The sequence below is a fragment of the Caballeronia mineralivorans PML1(12) genome, assembly GCF_001028175.1.
Lineage (GTDB): Bacteria > Pseudomonadota > Gammaproteobacteria > Burkholderiales > Burkholderiaceae > Caballeronia > Caballeronia mineralivorans.
The window spans coordinates 21,958-38,528 of record NZ_AEJF01000041.1 but is presented as its reverse complement, the minus strand read 5'-3'; the positions used below and the strand labels follow the sequence as shown (position 1 = coordinate 38,528).

The 16,571-nt window shown below is 60.0% G+C and carries 15 protein-coding genes; 7 read left to right on the top strand and 8 right to left on the bottom strand.

Annotated elements, in window-relative coordinates:
* Positions 1-83 precede the first annotated feature (83 nt).
* The 3 genes from EOS_RS04840 (at position 84) to EOS_RS04830 (ending at position 1,812) form a co-directional block, all read left to right on the top strand.
* Entirely contained in the window at positions 84-830 is a 747-nt protein-coding gene (locus EOS_RS04840; RefSeq protein ID WP_047845503.1) for an SDR family NAD(P)-dependent oxidoreductase, read from the top strand.
* Between the two features lie 29 nt (positions 831-859).
* On the top strand, positions 860-1,180 hold the full coding sequence (locus EOS_RS04835) for an NIPSNAP family protein (protein WP_047845456.1): 321 nt from the start codon (positions 860-862) through the stop codon (positions 1,178-1,180).
* Positions 1,181-1,317: 137 nt separating this feature from the next.
* Positions 1,318-1,812 (top strand): DUF3237 domain-containing protein, encoded by a 495-nt coding sequence (locus tag EOS_RS04830; protein ID WP_047845502.1) that lies wholly within the window; start codon positions 1,318-1,320, stop codon positions 1,810-1,812.
* A gap of 50 nt (positions 1,813-1,862) precedes the next feature.
* Here the strand turns inward: EOS_RS04830 and EOS_RS04825 are convergent, their stop codons facing one another.
* The 3 genes from EOS_RS04825 to EOS_RS04815 form a co-directional block, all read right to left on the bottom strand.
* On the bottom strand, positions 1,863-2,576 hold the full coding sequence (locus tag EOS_RS04825; protein WP_047845501.1) for a dienelactone hydrolase family protein: 714 nt from the start codon (positions 2,574-2,576) through the stop codon (positions 1,863-1,865).
* Positions 2,577-2,754: 178 nt separating this feature from the next.
* Positions 2,755-4,449, bottom strand: a complete 1,695-nt coding sequence (locus EOS_RS04820) for a tetratricopeptide repeat protein (protein WP_053063748.1) — start codon at positions 4,447-4,449, stop codon at positions 2,755-2,757.
* Positions 4,450-4,794: 345 nt separating this feature from the next.
* Positions 4,795-6,306, bottom strand: a complete 1,512-nt coding sequence (locus EOS_RS04815) for a sensor domain-containing diguanylate cyclase (RefSeq protein WP_082163212.1) — start codon at positions 6,304-6,306, stop codon at positions 4,795-4,797.
* Positions 6,307-6,511: 205 nt separating this feature from the next.
* On the opposite strand from EOS_RS04815, the gene EOS_RS04805 reads away from it, so the two are divergent.
* Positions 6,512-7,123, top strand: a complete 612-nt coding sequence (locus EOS_RS04805) for a hypothetical protein (RefSeq protein WP_152693077.1) — start codon at positions 6,512-6,514, stop codon at positions 7,121-7,123.
* 298 nt (positions 7,124-7,421) lie between these two features.
* On the opposite strand, the gene EOS_RS04800 is transcribed toward EOS_RS04805, so the two are convergent.
* Both EOS_RS04800 and EOS_RS04795 read right to left on the bottom strand, forming a co-directional pair.
* Complete coding sequence (locus tag EOS_RS04800) at positions 7,422-7,826, bottom strand: lysozyme inhibitor LprI family protein (protein WP_047845453.1); 405 nt, start codon at positions 7,824-7,826, stop codon at positions 7,422-7,424.
* 90 nt (positions 7,827-7,916) lie between these two features.
* Positions 7,917-8,681, bottom strand: coding sequence for an SDR family oxidoreductase (locus EOS_RS04795; protein WP_047845452.1), 765 nt, complete (start codon positions 8,679-8,681; stop codon positions 7,917-7,919).
* A gap of 257 nt (positions 8,682-8,938) precedes the next feature.
* On the opposite strand from EOS_RS04795, the gene EOS_RS04790 reads away from it, so the two are divergent.
* Together EOS_RS04790 and EOS_RS04785 are read left to right on the top strand one after the other, a co-directional pair.
* Positions 8,939-9,277 carry a winged helix-turn-helix transcriptional regulator gene (locus EOS_RS04790; RefSeq protein ID WP_235442698.1) on the top strand — a complete coding sequence of 113 codons (339 nt, stop codon included), beginning with the start codon at positions 8,939-8,941 and terminating at the stop codon, positions 9,275-9,277.
* A 357-nt stretch (positions 9,278-9,634) separates the two neighbouring features.
* Positions 9,635-10,144 (top strand): DUF1993 domain-containing protein, encoded by a 510-nt coding sequence (locus EOS_RS04785; protein WP_047845450.1) that lies wholly within the window; start codon positions 9,635-9,637, stop codon positions 10,142-10,144.
* An 88-nt stretch (positions 10,145-10,232) separates the two neighbouring features.
* Here the strand turns inward: EOS_RS04785 and EOS_RS04780 are convergent, their stop codons facing one another.
* The 3 genes from EOS_RS04780 to EOS_RS04770 all read right to left on the bottom strand — a co-directional run bounded on the left by EOS_RS04780 (position 10,233) and on the right by EOS_RS04770 (position 14,071).
* On the bottom strand, positions 10,233-11,933 hold the full coding sequence (locus EOS_RS04780; protein ID WP_047845449.1) for a methyl-accepting chemotaxis protein: 1,701 nt from the start codon (positions 11,931-11,933) through the stop codon (positions 10,233-10,235).
* A 418-nt stretch (positions 11,934-12,351) separates the two neighbouring features.
* Positions 12,352-12,636 carry a helix-turn-helix domain-containing protein gene (locus tag EOS_RS04775; RefSeq protein ID WP_047845448.1) on the bottom strand — a complete coding sequence of 95 codons (285 nt, stop codon included), beginning with the start codon at positions 12,634-12,636 and terminating at the stop codon, positions 12,352-12,354.
* A complete protein-coding gene (locus EOS_RS04770) occupies positions 12,626-14,071 on the bottom strand; it encodes an aminotransferase-like domain-containing protein (protein ID WP_047845447.1) in 1,446 nt (481 codons plus the stop codon). The genes EOS_RS04775 and EOS_RS04770 overlap by 11 nt, the downstream gene beginning before the upstream one ends.
* Before the next feature lie 160 nt (positions 14,072-14,231).
* Between EOS_RS04770 and EOS_RS04765 the strand changes: the two genes are divergently transcribed.
* Positions 14,232-16,547 carry an FdhF/YdeP family oxidoreductase gene (locus EOS_RS04765; protein WP_047845446.1) on the top strand — a complete coding sequence of 772 codons (2,316 nt, stop codon included), beginning with the start codon at positions 14,232-14,234 and terminating at the stop codon, positions 16,545-16,547.
* Positions 16,548-16,571: the final 24 nt, after the last annotated feature.

The following is a 16,571-nucleotide window of genomic DNA, read 5'->3' as shown; positions in this document are numbered from 1 at the left end:
GCCGCAACGAAAAACTTACCCGGATTTCATCAACTGCGGAGATTTGCTTCGCCGCTGCACTGTTCAATCAAGGAATCGAAATGATCAGCAAACCTGTTGTACTCATCACCGGCGCACTGACCGGCATTGGCCGCGCGGCTGCCCTTGCATTCGCCCGCGAGAACGCACGTATTGTCGTGTCGGGGCGCCGGGCTGAAGAGGGTCGGAAACTCGCCGCGGAGCTCACCGCGCTCGGCGCGGAAGCTGAATTCATTCAGGCAGATGTCCGCTTCGAAGACGACGTTCGCAATCTCGTCGATGGCACCGTGGCCCGCTTCGGGCGACTGGACGTGGCGGTCAATTCCGCCGGCGCAGAAGGTGAATCGGTACCCGTCATGGAACAGACTCCCGAACGGTACGCCGCCGTCTTCGACACCAACGTGCTCGGCACGCTGCTCGGCATGAAACACGAACTGCGCGTGATGTCGGCGCAAGGCAGCGGCAGCATCGTCAACATCTCGTCGACAATGGGCGCGCGCGGCGCAGCAGGCGCGTCGATCTACGTCGCCAGCAAGCACGCGGTAGAGGGACTGACCAAGTCCGCAGCGCTCGAAGCGGCAGCGTTCGGCGTGCGCGTCAACGCCGTTGCGCCCGGTCCTGTGCAAACCCCTATGCTCGACCGGCTGACGGTAAACGCCGAACGCAAGGCGGCCTTTCTTGCGGGCGTCCCGCTTAAACGAGCCGGAACGCCGGAGGAAATGGCCGACGCGATCCTGTTCGTTTCGTCCGACAAGTCGAGCTTCATGACCGGCGAGGTCCTCAGGGTCAATGGCGGAAGAACCGCTTCGTAACCCCTTTCATAGAACCTTGGAGACACCCGATGCTCTACGAAATCCGAACTTATACCTTCAAGCCGCTGCGCGCCGCCGAATGGCTCGCGTTATACAAGACCGAGGCCCTGCCGATTCAGCAGGAATATCTGGGCGAACTGATCGGCTTCTTCACGACTGAAATTGGGGATATCAGTCAGATCGTTCATATCTGGGCTTACAAGAGCCTTGACGATCGCCTTGAGCGCCGCGACAGGATGGCTGCCGATCCTCGCTGGCAGGCGTTCGGCAGCAAGGTGAAAGCGTTGGACATTTTCGTCCGCATGGAGTCGCGAATCATGCGGCCGATGGACTTCTCGCCGCTGCAGTGACGCGAACGTACAACGGCAAGCGCTTCGTCACAACGGCCATTTCATCTCACTCGGCCGGGCACGTTGCTTGGTCCGGGTGAGCCCTGAATCACCGCATGGAACTGACGCCCATGCGATTAACCGCGATGGTGAACGTAATGTCTACTCCACTCTTCGATGACCTCCCCGCACCGCTCAAGAGCGTGCAAACACAACCCCTGTTCGTCATGCGCCTCGACGTCAAGCCGATTGTCATTGTCGGAGAGACGCCTGGGCCATTTCGCCGGATAGGAATCGTGCCGTCAGGAACGTTCGCCGGCGAGCGCCTGTCAGGCAAGGTGCTGGACGGCGGCAGCGACTGGCAAACCGTGCGCAGCGACGCCAGCACCACGCTTGACGTGCGCCTGATCCTGCAAACCGGCGACGGCGTGAACATCACGATGGCTTATCGGGGCGTGCGTCACGGTCCTGCCGATGTCATACAGCGACTGGAAAAAGGCGAGGAAGTCGACCCGGCAAGCTACTACTTCCGCATCACCCCGATCTTCGAAGCGCCTGCCGGAAAGTATGAGTGGCTGAACCGGATCATCGCTGTGGGTACCGGCCATCGGTTCTCGTATGGGCCGGTCTACAGCGTGTTTGAAGTCTTGTGAACAGAACACGCCAGCGCGGCGCACGCACCGCTGGCGTCTTCACCACGAGGCTACTTCTGCGGCCACATCGTGCGGCCGAGAAAGGTCAGCGTGCGGTCCCAGGCCAACTGTGACCAGGCCGGATCGAACTGGGTCCTGGAGATACGGCCCGGCCCGACTGCGGTCTCGTTGGCGAACGCATGGTGCGCCAGGTAGTGATGAAACTCCACGTCCACTTTGGCATCGGTCAACTTGGTTTCCAATGCTTCGACCGTTTCGGTGGGAAAGAAAGCGTCTTGCGTGGCCCAGTGTCCCAGTACGGGAGCCTTGATCTTCGATGCATCGATGTATTCGAGCGGCGGGAAGCCGTACCACACCACACCGGCCGACACCTCCGGGATATTAGACAGCGCCAGCAGCGTGAGCGCGCCGCCCATGCAAAAGCCGGTCACAGCGACCCGTTCTGAATGCTCTTTCAAATACAGTACGGCGCCACGAACATCCTGGCCTGCGGCGTCGCCGAAGTCGAGCGCGCTCAGCAGGTGGTTTGCCTCTGCCTCTTCCACGGTCGATTTCCCGCGAAAAAGATCGGGCACCAACGCCAGATAACCGGATTGCGCGAGCCGGTCCGCCACGCCGCGAATCTGGTCGTTCAAACCCCACCACTCCTGAATCACGACGATGGCGGGCGCGCCCTCGAGTTTCTGCGGCTTGGCCAAGTAACCCTGGATATCCTGCCCGTCAGGGCGGCGAAAGGTGATCATGGATCCTTGCGACTGTGTCATGAGATGGTCCTCGATTAGGCAGAACCGGTAGCATAGCGCCAGCGGCGAAAATACGCTGACGGGTTGCATCGTCTATCTGCCTGCTCGACGCCATAGGCCACCGCGACTCGAACACGGGTTCAGTTGTTTGCTGGATGACCGATAGCGCGTCGGTCCGCGTGAATCCGATCGCTGGTGTTCAGCCTATTCCCTGCCCCGAGGCAATCTTGCGGATAGCGCCGGGCGAAGGCCTTTCAGTGGATCTGGGCAGCAGTGCAGCGCCCGACTTCGTTGCCACGATCCTCGCGCCGTCGCTGTTAGGGAGGTTGCCCGTTGCGCTACCAGGAAGAGCGAGTTCCGGTCTGCTGCACATGCGCGCCTGTTCGTCTCCGACCGACAGAGCCGCCTGCCGGATTGCGCCCTTGCGGGTAGTCACAGGCGGTGCGGGAGCGTCGCTGCAGCCCCACGATTCGAGCAGCGATCGCGCCATGCCTGGCCGGCATTGGGGACGTGCTTTCGTCATCCTGTCGCTGACATACTTTTCGTCTTGCAACGCGGCCAGTCGCTGGTATGCGCGGCTCGCTGACTCGACGTCTAGCGCGACAGCGGTCCGGTACGCCTCGCGCGCGCCGGCCTCCATCTGTTCGATCGACCCCGGATGCAACTCCATCAGGTACACCTCCGACGCCGAAACGGGCAGGCGTAGAGCATCGCCGCGGTTCACGTAGGCCTCCGGGTAGCCCGGGTTCAAATCAATCGCCGTCTTGAGATGCTCCAGTGCTGCCGTCCTGTAGCCGTTTGGCGGCATCGTTTCTTTGCTGACCGTGTTGCCGGCCTGCGCCAACGCCAGATAGGCGCGTGCAAGGGCATTGTGGGCAGGCGCATAGTCACCCATCTCGCGGGCCGCTTTATCCAGCACTTCGGAAGCTCGCTGATAGCAACCCATGTCGTTCAGCGCGACACCCCAGTTGTAGTACGCCCACTTCTGTGCACCACGCCATTCTCGCTTGCTGTCACCTTCTTCGACGATGCGGCGCGCGTGCCTGACGGTGTCATCGAATTTGCCTGCATAAGTATCGAGCTTCGATAGCGCGAGCAACGCCCAAGGGGCATTCTTCTCGTGCTCGTGATCATTCTTGGCGCCAGCACCCGCGGCCAGGGCCTCGAAAAGTTCACGCGCAATATGGAAGTCGCACGTTGCCTTGCGGTCGAGGCAGCGATCCTGTTCTGCGGCGGTGACGTATTCCGCGTGGAGCAAAGGACTTTGATGCTTAAGGATCGCGATCGCCGCCTGTTTCAGCGCGTTCCTGAGCGTTGCCGCTTCGTTGGCCGCGCTTGGCTCCTCCTTGATACGCGCCTTGCTTCGCGACGCCCTTTCGGATGCGCCATCTTCGTTCAGGGAAACGATATGACCGTCCGGATCGCGCAGCGATAAAACGACGGTAAAGCGATCCGGCGATCCAATCACGCTGCCGTAGACAGACGAATCACGTTTCAGAAGCGTCCGCGTGAATTCGATCAGCGGGCGCACGGAAAGACCGGTGCCCGGCACGGAAAAATCGGGCAGCTTGAATTCCGTCAGTACTCGCTCCGTATCCGTCGCGGGTGTGACGCCTTGCGCTTTTTCTCGAAGCTCGCTGAGCGTGTCCACCAGCACGTGCTGCAGCATCGCTTCGGTGTACCCACGGTCCTTGAACGAATCCGGGATCTGGATCGGTTCGACAATCGTCATTGGATCGAACAATGGGCCACACCACTGCATCACACGCGGAATCAGGAAGAAAGCGCCGACGGCGATCACGGGAATGACAATGCCGACATATAGCAGGCGTCGGCAGATAAACTTGAGCGCCGACAGAAGCCAGCACATGGGCGGACGTTCGAACGGGTTCATGGTGGTCTCCTCAAGCGCGGTATCGAACCGAAGACTGCCGCGGTCGGGCGGTTGTTGCGGTGTGGGAGACCTTTCTAAGGCATCGTCCATGCCAGCGCACGCTGAAGCCCGTCGGATAAGGAGTTGGCGCGCACGCGCACGCGCAGCGGGCCGGAAGTGTCGGCGCGCCCGCAACGGTTTGGTTCGATCAGTTGGTTTGCGGCCACCACCCTTTGCTGGTTTGATGTGGCGCGTGCTACGGAGGCGCGCAAGCGAGGGAAGTCTGGCGCTTGGCTTCAGTGTTTGCTGCGCCCCGATGCGCGGGCGAAGGGACGAGACTGAGGCCCTGATCGGGCGCACCGCCTCTTAAGCAGTCGATACCTTGTTCCGTCCAGTCGCCTTCGCGTTGTACAAGGCTTCGTCGGCAGCTTTGATCACCGTCGTCACATCGTCGTCGATTTGCGGCTCACGGCTCACCGCGCCAATACTTGCGGTCACGCATCCAAATTCGCTGCCCGCGTGCTCGATCCGGCATGCGCAGATGGCGGACCGGATCTTTTCGGCGATCAGCGAGGCGCCCGCCGCCGACGTATCCGGCAGGACCACAATGAACTCCTCCCCGCCATATCGGGCGGCACTGTCGGCCGGCCGCCGGATGTTGTCGGCGATGCATCGTGCGACGGCTGCCAGGGTGTCGTCACCGGCCTGGTGACCGTAGGTGTCGTTGTAGCCCTTGAATCGATCGATATCGACGAACAACAGCGACAGGACACTTTGCGAGCGTTTGGCGCGACGCCACTCCTGATCAAGAATCTCGCCCAGACTGCGACGATTATTCAACCCGGTAAGGCCGTCGGTTCTCGCCAGCATCTGCAGCTCCGACTCCGCCCGCATGCGCCGCCGCAGTTGCATGCCGAGCATGACGGACAGCGCGATGAACGCCGCGCCGAACATGGCCATCAGCGACCCGATCGTCAAGGCGCGGCGCCGCCATGGCGCGTAGATATCTTCCTCGGACGCTGCGGCCATGATGATCAGCGGAGCGCGCGGGAAGTTGGCGAACCAATACAGCCGGCGCACGCCATCGATTGACGCCGTTTCGCTAAAGCTCCCCTCTGGTGCTGACATAAACCGCCGGAAGGTGGCGGCGTTCTTGATGTTTCGTCCGATCACGCTGGGATCGTAAGGCTGCCGCATCAGCATGGCGCCATCTTTTCCGATCAGCGACAGCGATCCATGCGGCCCCAGCGTCAAGCCCGCAAACAAGTCATGGAAGTAGGCAATATTCACCGCCAATAACACGATCCCCGCAAACGATCCGTCCCGGTGAGAAAGCCGTCTGCTCAGGCCGATGCTCGGTGCGCTGTTTCGCAGGCGGGACAGGTAAGGATCGCTTATATAGAGACCCGCATTGGGGTTGTCGCGTTGGACTTTGAAATACTCGCGGTCGCTGAAATTCCCGGCTCTCGGCGTGTCGCTGCTGGAATCGATGACGACGTTTCCGAGCTCGTCCATGACCAGCATCGACCCGAGATATTTCGCGCTGGCCGCGCGGTCGAAGAGTACCTCCCGGCGCAAATGCGGCGGCAAGATCATCACGTCCGGTTGTTGAAGCCCATCTACCACGGCTTGCAGCGACAGTTCATACAGTTCGAGATTGCGCTCAATATCACGCTGGGCAATGACGGCGATATCGCGCAAGGTGTCGCGGGTATGATCCAGCGCATCCTGGCGGCTCTGATACAGGACTACGCAGCATAAACCCATCATGATTCCGGCGACGAGCACACCGCACGAAGCGACTGCAACGGACGTCGACAGCCCACGCTTGATGCGACTCGCGATGCTGACGCAGCTGGATTGCTCTGCTTTTCTCATTGTAATTGCGGTCTTTCGTGCCTGAGAGGGGGCATCGTTTTCGTCCTTGGTCCCGCCGGATCGGCATCAGTGCATCCCCGCGGGTCTCACCTCCAACTCACGTCTAACCGACGTCCCACCTGCCTCCATTAAAAACGCTTCGCTGCCGGTTGCATCGCCGGCGTCCCTAGCCGCCACCCGCCTGGGGTTCATTTGCCATGCAGTCATGCACACGCCATTATTGGCGGGCGGGTTTTCAATGGAAAATGTGCGGCCCCAACCGCTGTCTCCCGCGATACGCATCATATTCCATCAACCCCATGCCAGGTGTTTTCTGGAAAACCATGTTCATAAGGAGGCGTCGATGTTCCAGCGACTATATGAAGTCCATGAAGTGACGCAGGAAACTAAAGCACTCGCGACCGCGCGCAAGATAGCTGCAATTGTCGCGTCGCTCGTTCTTCCCACCATTGCACGTTCTGAACTCGCTTACAGCGCTCTGCCCGATGCGCTGGAAGCGAAGCTGGTCGGTTATCTCAAGGGATTTTGCTTGCCGATCTGCGCCGCGTGGCAAGTTGATGACGCGGATGTGCCCACCGCTGCCACCGGCCTTGTCATCACATTGATGTTTCCCGACAGTCCGGCCTCTTTCAGCGCGTCGATCGATGGTTTGATCGCGGGCTCCGAGGCTTTCAGGATCGGCGTGGATGCGGGCCGTCGCGACGGCGAACTGTATCGCACGACCGGACGTAAAGGCACCGCGCTATTGCAGATATTGGCGAACGATTTCCGGGGGTTCTGCGACTACTCAAAAGTCGCGGCCGATGCGCCGGCGTAAGACGGTGTAATAGCTTGCACTCATCTTTAGCTGACCGGGTCTTAAGGTTATTGAAGCCGGACACCGCTTCAAATGATCGATGTTGGCCGCGCCTTATCGGTCAACCTTTCTCGCTGCACTGCGCCTCCTGCAAGGGCGCGGTGCTGCCCTGTTTTCTTTGCCTCGTTTTCTCTGCCTCGTTTTCTTTTAGAAGGCAGGGTTTATCTTGATAGCGTTGCGCCCGTTCTTCGCGGCATCAAGACCAATTAAATGCGACTCCTAATCACAGACTGTGGCCAAGCAAGGTCTGTACCATTCGCTATTGGCCGCCGCATGACAAATCCCCTTCTTCGCAATGCAACTGTGCGCTGAGCAACTTCGTCTGCGCCTGCGTAAGCTTGTCCATGCATGAGGCATAGACCATCGGATGAATGCTGCCGTCTATGGTGCCCATGGTTTCGAACTGACACTGTGCGTCGCGATAGGCCAGCCAGGCGCGTTGCGCGCTTTGCAGGCTGGCCTTTCCCTTCTGGCTGGTTCTCGCTGACAGCGCACGATAGACCTCGTTGAGCTTCGCGTCGGATGCCTTGAAATCCTTGTCGGCGCATTCGTCGAGCGTCAACTGATCGGAGGCGTTCTTACAGTCGAGCTTGCCGGCATAGGCGGTACTGCTGGCTATCAACAACGGCAGGATCGTGCATACGAGATGTCGGCGAATAGACATGCCTCTCCTCCTGATGACTGAAAAGCCGCATTGTATGGCGACTGGATGCTCGCTCGAATATTCATGCGAGCCTGTCTTCAGACAGCCAGCTCACGCCTCGATCTTCGTCATCTTCACCATCTGACTGAACATCAGCTGCGGTGCGATCCGGCTCATGGCCTTCAGCACGTTGCTAAGGCCGGGGCGAATCTCCGGCTTGCCCGCTTCAATCCCCGCTATCGCCCGTTGCGCGAGAACCCATACATCCATGCCCTTCTGCCCTTTCATCTCCACCTCGAATTCGCCTCGAAGCAGCGGCGTCTCGACTGCCGGCGGAGCCAGCTCGATCACGGTAACACCCGTGCCGCGGAGTTGCACGCGCAGGGACTGGGTGAACGAGTGAATGGCAGCCTTAGTGGCGCAATAGACCGGCGACGCAGGATAAGGGATGAAGGCGAGGCCGGACGATACATTGACGATGAGCGCGCCTTTGCGCGTTTTGAGGTAAGGCAAAAACCGCTGGATCATCCGCACCGGCCCGCTCAGGTTGATCTCGATCTCGCGGGTCACGTCGTTCAGATCGCGGTCCCGATTGAGGTTGAGATTTCGCATGATCCCCGCATTGTTGACGAGCGTATCGAGCGCAGGAAATTGCTCGAGCACACGGTCATGCAGTGCATCGATGGCTTCCGGACTGCTGACATCGCTCTGGAACGCGTGGACATCAGGCAGCGCCTGCCTGGCTGCGTCGAGCTTGTCTTGATCGCGACCGGTGACGATCACGGTGTTGTTCCGCTGAAGCAGTTGCTTCGCCAGTTCAAGCCCGATACCACTAGTCCCGCCCGTGATCAAAATGGTCCTTCGTTCAAGCTTCATCGGAGACTCCTTGTCTTGCGTGGTTGTTTGCTGGACCGCACCGCGGCACCGGTAAGCCAAGGGCGGCGTCGATGGCTGCGAGTATAGGAGCGTCACTTTCAATTAGAAAGAAGGCACCGAAAAGTGCCATACTCACCGCAAGGAGAGTGTAAAAGATGCAGAAAATCCCTCAGTTCACGGACGAGCAAATTGCGCGGGCAAAGATGTATGCAGCCAGCACGCCACCCGACGACCTCGACCCTCGAATCCAGGCTTTAGTGAACGACCTCATCGGCCGCGTTGCCGACAAGTGGACAATGTTGATCATCGAAGTCCTCGCCGAAAAAGGTGTAATGCGCTTTACTCGAATCAGCGAACGGGTCGACGGCATCAGCCAGAAAATGCTCACGCAGACGCTGCGCCACATGGAACGCGATGGCCTCATTACACGGACCGTGCATCCTGTCGTACCGCCAAAAGTCGAATACGAACTGACGCAGCTCGGCATGAGTCTTGGCGCGGCCTTTTGCGGCGTGTGGGTGTGGGCAGCAGAAAACCTCAGGCAGGTCGAGAAGGCCCGCAACAGTTTCGACGAGAAATCCCAACACATCGCCTGAAGGCTTACCTACTCGGAGTGAAACCTGGCGCGCAGGGTTTCGCCGCAGCACGCTTATAATCTGGCGCGACACCGGGCGAGCCGGATAAAGGAAAGAGATCCGGCCGATGGTATCGCGGCGTTACAGCGATACCGGGCGGAGTGAAGCGCTATGACAACGACGAGTTTTACGCCTGAAGCTAACCCCTTCTGAACCGAATACGACGCTCAGGCATTCCCGGGCGCGAGCAATATTGCAGGCATGTGACCATCGGTTCAGTGAACTCAATCCGTCCAGGCGTCAAACAGGATTAAACAGGCCGGCGCGGTTTTGTTCGCGACGGCACCTTACATCAACTGAAAGACCGAAAGAGTGATCATGACCATCTCCATCTACAGCGCATCCGTCCCGGTTTTCAAGCAAATGCTGACCGCCTTGTCCGAGGTGCTCAGGAAGGCGGAAACGCACGCCGCCGAGAAGAATATCGACCCGAACGCGCTGCTGCAGGCACGCCTGTTCCCGGACATGTTCCCGCTCGTGCGCCAGGTGCAGATTGCCGCCGATTTCAGCAAAGGCGTGACCTCGCGCCTCGCCGGCGTGGAAGTGCCGTCGTGGCCCGATACTGAAATCACGTTCGCCGACCTGCAAGCGCTTGTCGCCCGTGCGCTGGCTTACATCGGCACGTTCGACGCCGCGCAATTCGAAGGCGGAGAATACAAGGAAATCGTGCTGCGTCCGGGCACGCCGAAAGAGAAGAAGCTGATTGGAAGCGCGTATCTGCAGCACTACGGCCTGCCGCAATTCTTCTTCCACGTCACGACCGCGTATGCGATCTTGCGCCACAACGGCGTCGAGATCGGCAAGCGCGACTACATGGGCTCTTACTGATCGACGGCACTCGTAGCTGCCTGCAACGGACTTGACCACCTCCGTCGCAGGCAGCGCATTAACAGCCGCTCAGCGCCCAATCAAGCGGTCAGAAGGTCTGCCATTCCGGATCCTTGCCCGAGACCGGCGCAATCCTGCCAGCCGCAGCCGGCCGTTTTGCTGCCTTGGTCTTGCTCGTTGGCCGCCTTGTCGCCGGTGCCGCATCGAAGCTCGTGACGGTCTGTCCAACCGGATCGGAAGCACTGATCCTGAAGACCGACACGAGCTCGCGCAACGTGCTCGATTGAGCCGCCATCGACTGCGCCGCGGCGGACGCCTCTTCAACCAGCGCCGCGTTCTGCTGCGTCGCCTCGTCCATCTGCATGACTGCCTGATTGACTTGCTCGATGCCGGTGTGCTGTTCACCCGATGCCGCGCTGATCTCGCCCATTAGGTCCGTCACGCGCTTGACTGACTGAACCACCTCGCCCATCGTACGCCCCGCCTCGTCAACGAGCTGCGAGCCGGTTTTCACGCGCTGCACCGACGCGCTGATCAAGTCCTTGATCTCCTTGGCCGCCGACGCGCTGCGCTGAGCCAGCGTACGCACCTCGCCCGCCACCACCGCGAAGCCGCGGCCCTGCTCGCCGGCCCGCGCTGCTTCAACTGCCGCATTCAGCGCAAGGATATTCGTCTGGAATGCAATGCCTTCGATCACCGTGATGATCTGCGCCACTTGTTCCGAGCTGCTGGAAATTTCGCTCATGGTCTGGACGACGCGATTGACGACCTCGCCTCCGCGCACGGCCGTCTCGGACGCGTTGGCGGCAAGCGAATTTCCTTGCAGCGCATTCTCCGCGTTCTGCTTCACCGTCGCGGTAAGTTGCTCCATGCTCGCGGCGGTTTCTTCCAGCGACGCGGCCTGCTCTTCGGTACGCTGGCTGAGATCGGTATTGCCTGCTGCAATCTGCGCTGAACCGGTGGCGATGCTGTCGCTGCTGTTGCGGACCCGGCCCACCACGTCGACCAGCCGTTCGTTCATATGACGCATGGCGGCCAGCAGCTGACTGGCTTCGTCCTTGCCCGAGACTTCGATCTTCGCGGTCAGGTCACCGCGAGCGACGGTCTCGGCAATCACAACAGCGCGCCGGAGCGGAGCGGTAATGGAGCGCGTGATCAGCCAGCCGATCGCTACGCCCGCGAGCATCGCGATGGCGATCAGCACACCCGTGCTGAGTATGGCGCTGTCATAAGTCGACGCGGCGCTCGCGACTTCCTTGACCGCACCGGTGCTGTTGAGTTCGATATCCGCTTCGATCAGCTTGAGCACGTCGCCAAACGCGGACGCGGCGTCGCCGCTCGAGAGTGCACGGGCGTCGTTGAATCCGGCATCGCCTTTGTCGGACAGCTCGAGAACCTTGGCGTCGATGGCCGCGTAGCGCGCCCACGCGCGCTTGATGTTGTCGAAGATTTGCTGCTCATCCGGCGAAGACACAAGCTTCTCGTAGCGGGCAAAAACCGCATCGAGCTTGACGACGAACGCGTCGTGCTGCGCCCGTTGTTCCTGCTTGTCCTTCGCGTCGACAGCTAGGATTGAGCGCAATGACGTGCGGCGCACATTGTTGGCATACGCCTGCATGCTGCCGGCAGCCTGCACGCTAGGGAGCCAGTCGTTACCCAGCTCGCGCGTGCCCGCGTAGATGCGTGACGTTTGCCAGAGCGTTAGCACGCCGACCGTGCACAACAACAGCAGAATCGCTGCAAAACCCGCGCCGAGCCGGGTGCCTATTTTGAAATTGCTCAAATTCATCTCATGCTCTCCAATGTGATCAACGATGAACACGATTACGGAGCATTCACGACTTACTGAAACAACCTTTCAATTTCGCGTGATATCATAAATAGTATGAAGATTGAAATTTGTTTTATAAGCCATTGAATTTAATATGTAATTTTCCAATTGGCAGTTGTAGTGCATCCACCGGATTCTTGAGGCTTCGGTAGAAATAACGTGTTTTATGTGAGAATTCGGTAAAAGATGGAACATTCCCGCCTGTGGGCAAGGGTTTCTGAGTACTTTTTCCCTAATCTCTCACCACACAAAATAATTCGATATTCCTTACATTGGCGAGGCATTTGCATCGCTCACAGGCCGATAACTCGCGCGTTGTTGTGACCGATCGGCAATTTATGGCCAATAGCACCCATATCGCTCGTCAAGCATTTGATTAGTCGATGTCGGGTGCCGATTGCGCAAACAATTGCGCGCACAGCTCCCGCCCGGCATCGTTCAGCGAGGCTGTGGGCGTGCCCGTCGCGCTTTCGTCGATGGCGGTGCGGTCGAGCAACGCCGCGTCGGACAGTGCGGTGAGGTGACGTCTCAGGCTGCTCATCGGCACGCCCGATTGCTTCGACAGCTTCGCGAGCGACCATGCCCGTCCGGGGTTCTCCTGCGCGGCTCGCCATAGCTGGCTGAGGATCGCGATCAGCGCCGGGTCGATTTTATCGTCCATGCTCGTAGTCCCTGTTTTTTCCACGCTCCATGCCCGCGACCAGTTCGCCGAGCGTCTTCAACGCCGCTTCCGTCTGCGCGCTCCACGGATAACTGTAGTTGAGCCGGATGAAATGGCGGAAGGCATCGCGCGATGAAAACATGGTGCCCGGCCCGATCGTAATCCCGCGTGCGAGCGCGACCTGGTAGAGCAACATCGAATCGACGTTATCGGGCAACTGGACCCACAGCACGTAACCGCCCATCGGCGTGGACGTTTGCGTGCCGGCGGGGAAAAAGCGCTTGACCATCGCGATCATGAGCCGCGCCTGCTGCCGGTACATCTTGCGCACATGCCGCAGATGCCGGTCATAACCGCCCCGCCGAAGATAGTCGGCCACCGCGACTTGCGGCACCGACGGCGTGGTCAGCGTGTTCAGGAACTTGAGTTTTTCCACCTCGCGCCGGTAGCGCCCGGGCATCGCCCAGCCGATCCGGTAGGACGCCGTCAGGCTCTTCGAAAACGACGCGCAGTGCAGCACCAGCCCCTTTTTATCGAAGTTCTTCAGCGCGGACGGCCGTGCCTCACCGTAGTACAACTCCTGGTACACATCGTTTTCGATGACCGGGATTTCATGCGCGGCGAGCAGACCGACAAGCCGTTCCTTGTTCGCGTCGGACATCACGAAACCCAGGGGATTCTGGAAGTTCGGCATAACCATGCACGCCGCGATCCCGTGTTCGCGAATGATCGTCGCGAGCGCGTCGATGTCGATACCTTCGGCCGGATGTGTCGGTACTTCGATCGCCCGCATGCCAAGCCGCTCGATGGCATGGAGCATCGCGTAATAGGTCGGCGATTCGACCGCAACCGTATCGCCCGGTTTCGCCACGGCCTGCAGGCTCAGGTTGATGGCCTCGGTGGCACCGACAGTAATAACGATCTCATCGGGATCGACGGGCACGCCGTTCTCCGCGTAACGCCGCGCGATCTGGCGGATCAGCTCGGGGTTGCCGGGCGGCAGGTCGTCCATCAGGTTCCAGCTCGAATGCCGGCGCGCGGTGGCGTTCGCCAGTTGATTGATTTGACGCCACGGGAACAGCGATGGATCGGGATAAGGGGAACCCAAAGGCGTGGCGTCCTGAGAGCGGATCGAGCGGAGCGTGGACAGGACGAGGCGGCTGACATCGACTGTCGATGCGACCGGAGGCAGTTGCGAGGCCGCCGGACTGATCGCGTGTGCAGAAGGCAATTCGCGCACGAAGTAGCCCGACTGCGGCCGGGTTTCCAGCACACCCCGGCTTTCCAGCAACGCATACGCATGCAGGACCGTCTTGATGCTGACCCCGTGCTGGGCGCTTGCCTGACGCACCGACGGCACGCGTTCACCCACGGCAAACACACCGCGGCGCACGGCTTCCTCGATCTCGGCGGTTAATTTTTCGTAAAGCGTCACGATGGGTCGAAGACTAAAAAGGGGCGAAACAGCGGGTTCGATTCCGGCGAGCCGACAACTGTACTCCTCGTGTATCTATTTTTCTGTATACCGCGCAGTTTTCGGAACACAGTAGCCTACGATCATTGGTGAAAACCCTTACGAATCTGCGGCTGGCATTGTGAAAAAAACCGAACCTCGCATTGAACCGTACACGCACCCAGCCGCAGGCTGGGGCGCGCTGAAGTATGTCGCCATCAATCTGATCAAGGAGAAGGTGTCGGGCGGGAACTACCGCACGCTGTTCGGCCAGAACCAGCCGGACGGCTTCGATTGCCCCGGCTGCGCGTGGCCGGATCGCGAGCATGCATCCACCTTCGAGTTCTGCGAAAACGGCGTCAAGGCCGTTTTCGCCGAGTCCACCAGCAAGCGCGTCACGCCGGCGTTTTTCGAAGAACATACCGTCGCGCAATTGATGGAAGAGTCGGACTTCGAGCTTGAACAGCACGGACGCCTGACCGATCCGCTTGTCTACGACGCCGCCCGTGACCGCTACGAGCCCATTTCGTGGGATGACGCGTTCGCCCTGATTGCAGATCACCTGAACCGGCTCGACAACCCCGATCGCGCCGCGTTCTACACCTCGGGCCGCGCTAGCAACGAAGCCGCGTTCCTGTACCAGTTGTTCGTGCGCATGTACGGCACCAACAACTTCCCCGACTGCTCGAACATGTGCCACGAAGCCACAAGCCGGGGTTTGCCGGTGACCGTGGGCGTGGGCAAGGGAACCGTGACGCTCGAGGATTTCGAACACGCAGACACCCTGCTGCTCTTTGGCCAGAATCCCGCGACAAACCATCCGCGGATGCTGGGAGAACTGCGCGAGTGTGCGAAACGGGGCGCGACGATCGTCTCGATCAACCCACTGCGTGAACGCGGTCTGGAACGATTCGCGAGCCCGCAGCATCCGCTCGAAATGCTCACGGGCGGCAGCACGAAAATCAGTTCGGTGTTTATCCGGCCAAAGATTGGCGGGGATTTTGCGTTGATCAAAGGCGTGGCGAAACGCGTGATCGAACTGGACGATGCGGCTTTGGAACAAGGTGCGCCGCGCGTGCTCGATGTGGCGTTCATCGCTGAGCATACGGTGGGTTTCGATGCCTTCGCCGAGGACCTGCGCGCCGAAAGCTGGGACGCGATTGTCGCGGAATCGGGTGTGCCGAAAGACGAAGTGCTGCAACTCGCCGATATCTACGCACGAGGCCGTGCCGTGATCTCGACGTGGGGCATGGGCCTCACTCAGCACAAGAACTCGGTGCCGACGGTGCAGCTTCTGTCGAACCTGATGATGATGCGCGGGAACATCGGCCGGCTTGGCGCGGGACTGTGCCCGGTGCGCGGGCATTCGAACGTGCAGGGCGACCGTACGGTGGGCATAGAAGAGCGGCCGACGCAGGCGTTCCTCGACCAGCTCGGCGCCGCCTACAACTTCGAGCCGCCGCGCGAACACGGGTATGACGTCGTGCGTTCAATCGAGGCGATGATCTCCGGCGAGTTGAAAGTCTTCATTGGACTCGGCGGCAATTTTTCGATTGCGACACCCGATACACCGCGTGTGTGGGAAGCCATGCGCTCGTGCGACCTGACCGTGCATATCACGACCAAGCTGAACCGCAGCCACCTGATTCATGGTCGCGACGCACTGATTCTGCCCACGCTCGGGCGCACTGAAATCGACATGCAGAACGGCGTGGCACAAGGCGTGAGCGTGGAAGATTCCATGAGCATGGTGCACATTTCGTATGGCATGAACCGCCCTGCTTCACCGAACTTGTTGTCGGAGATCGCGATCGTCGCGCGCATGGCGCAGGCCACGCTTGGCAGCGCGAAGGTAGACTGGCTTGCGCATGCGAACGACTATGCGTTGATCCGCGATGGTATCGAGAAAGTGATCCCCGGCTTCGAGGATTACAACGAACGGCTCAAGCGTCCGGGCGGGTTTCATCTGGGCGTGGCGTCCCGTGACCGCGTGTGGAATACGCCTAGTGGCAAGGCGCAGTTCCTGGTGAACAGGATCGAATTCGATACCCCGATTCATCGTGCCCGGACCGTTCATGGCGAGCGTTTGCTGACGCTCATGACTACCCGCTCCCACGATCAGTACAACACGACGATCTATGGTCTGGACGACCGTTATCGCGGGGTGTACGGCCAACGGCGTGTGTTGTTCGCCAATCAGCTGGACATCGAGATGCTGGGCTTCGAAGCGGGACAACGCGTGGATATCACGAGCGTATGGGACGATGGCGTCGAGCGGCGCGCGAACGGTTTCCTGCTGGTTGCTTATGACATTCCGCGTGGTTGCCTCGGTGCGTATTACCCGGAAACGAATCCGCTCGTGCCATTGTCGAGTGTTGCCGATGGCGCGGGGACGCCTACGTCGAAGTCCATTCCGGTGTTGTTGCGCGCTTCGGAGAAACAACTGGAAGCGGCTTGAGGGCAGTGGCGGTTTCGCCGTGCT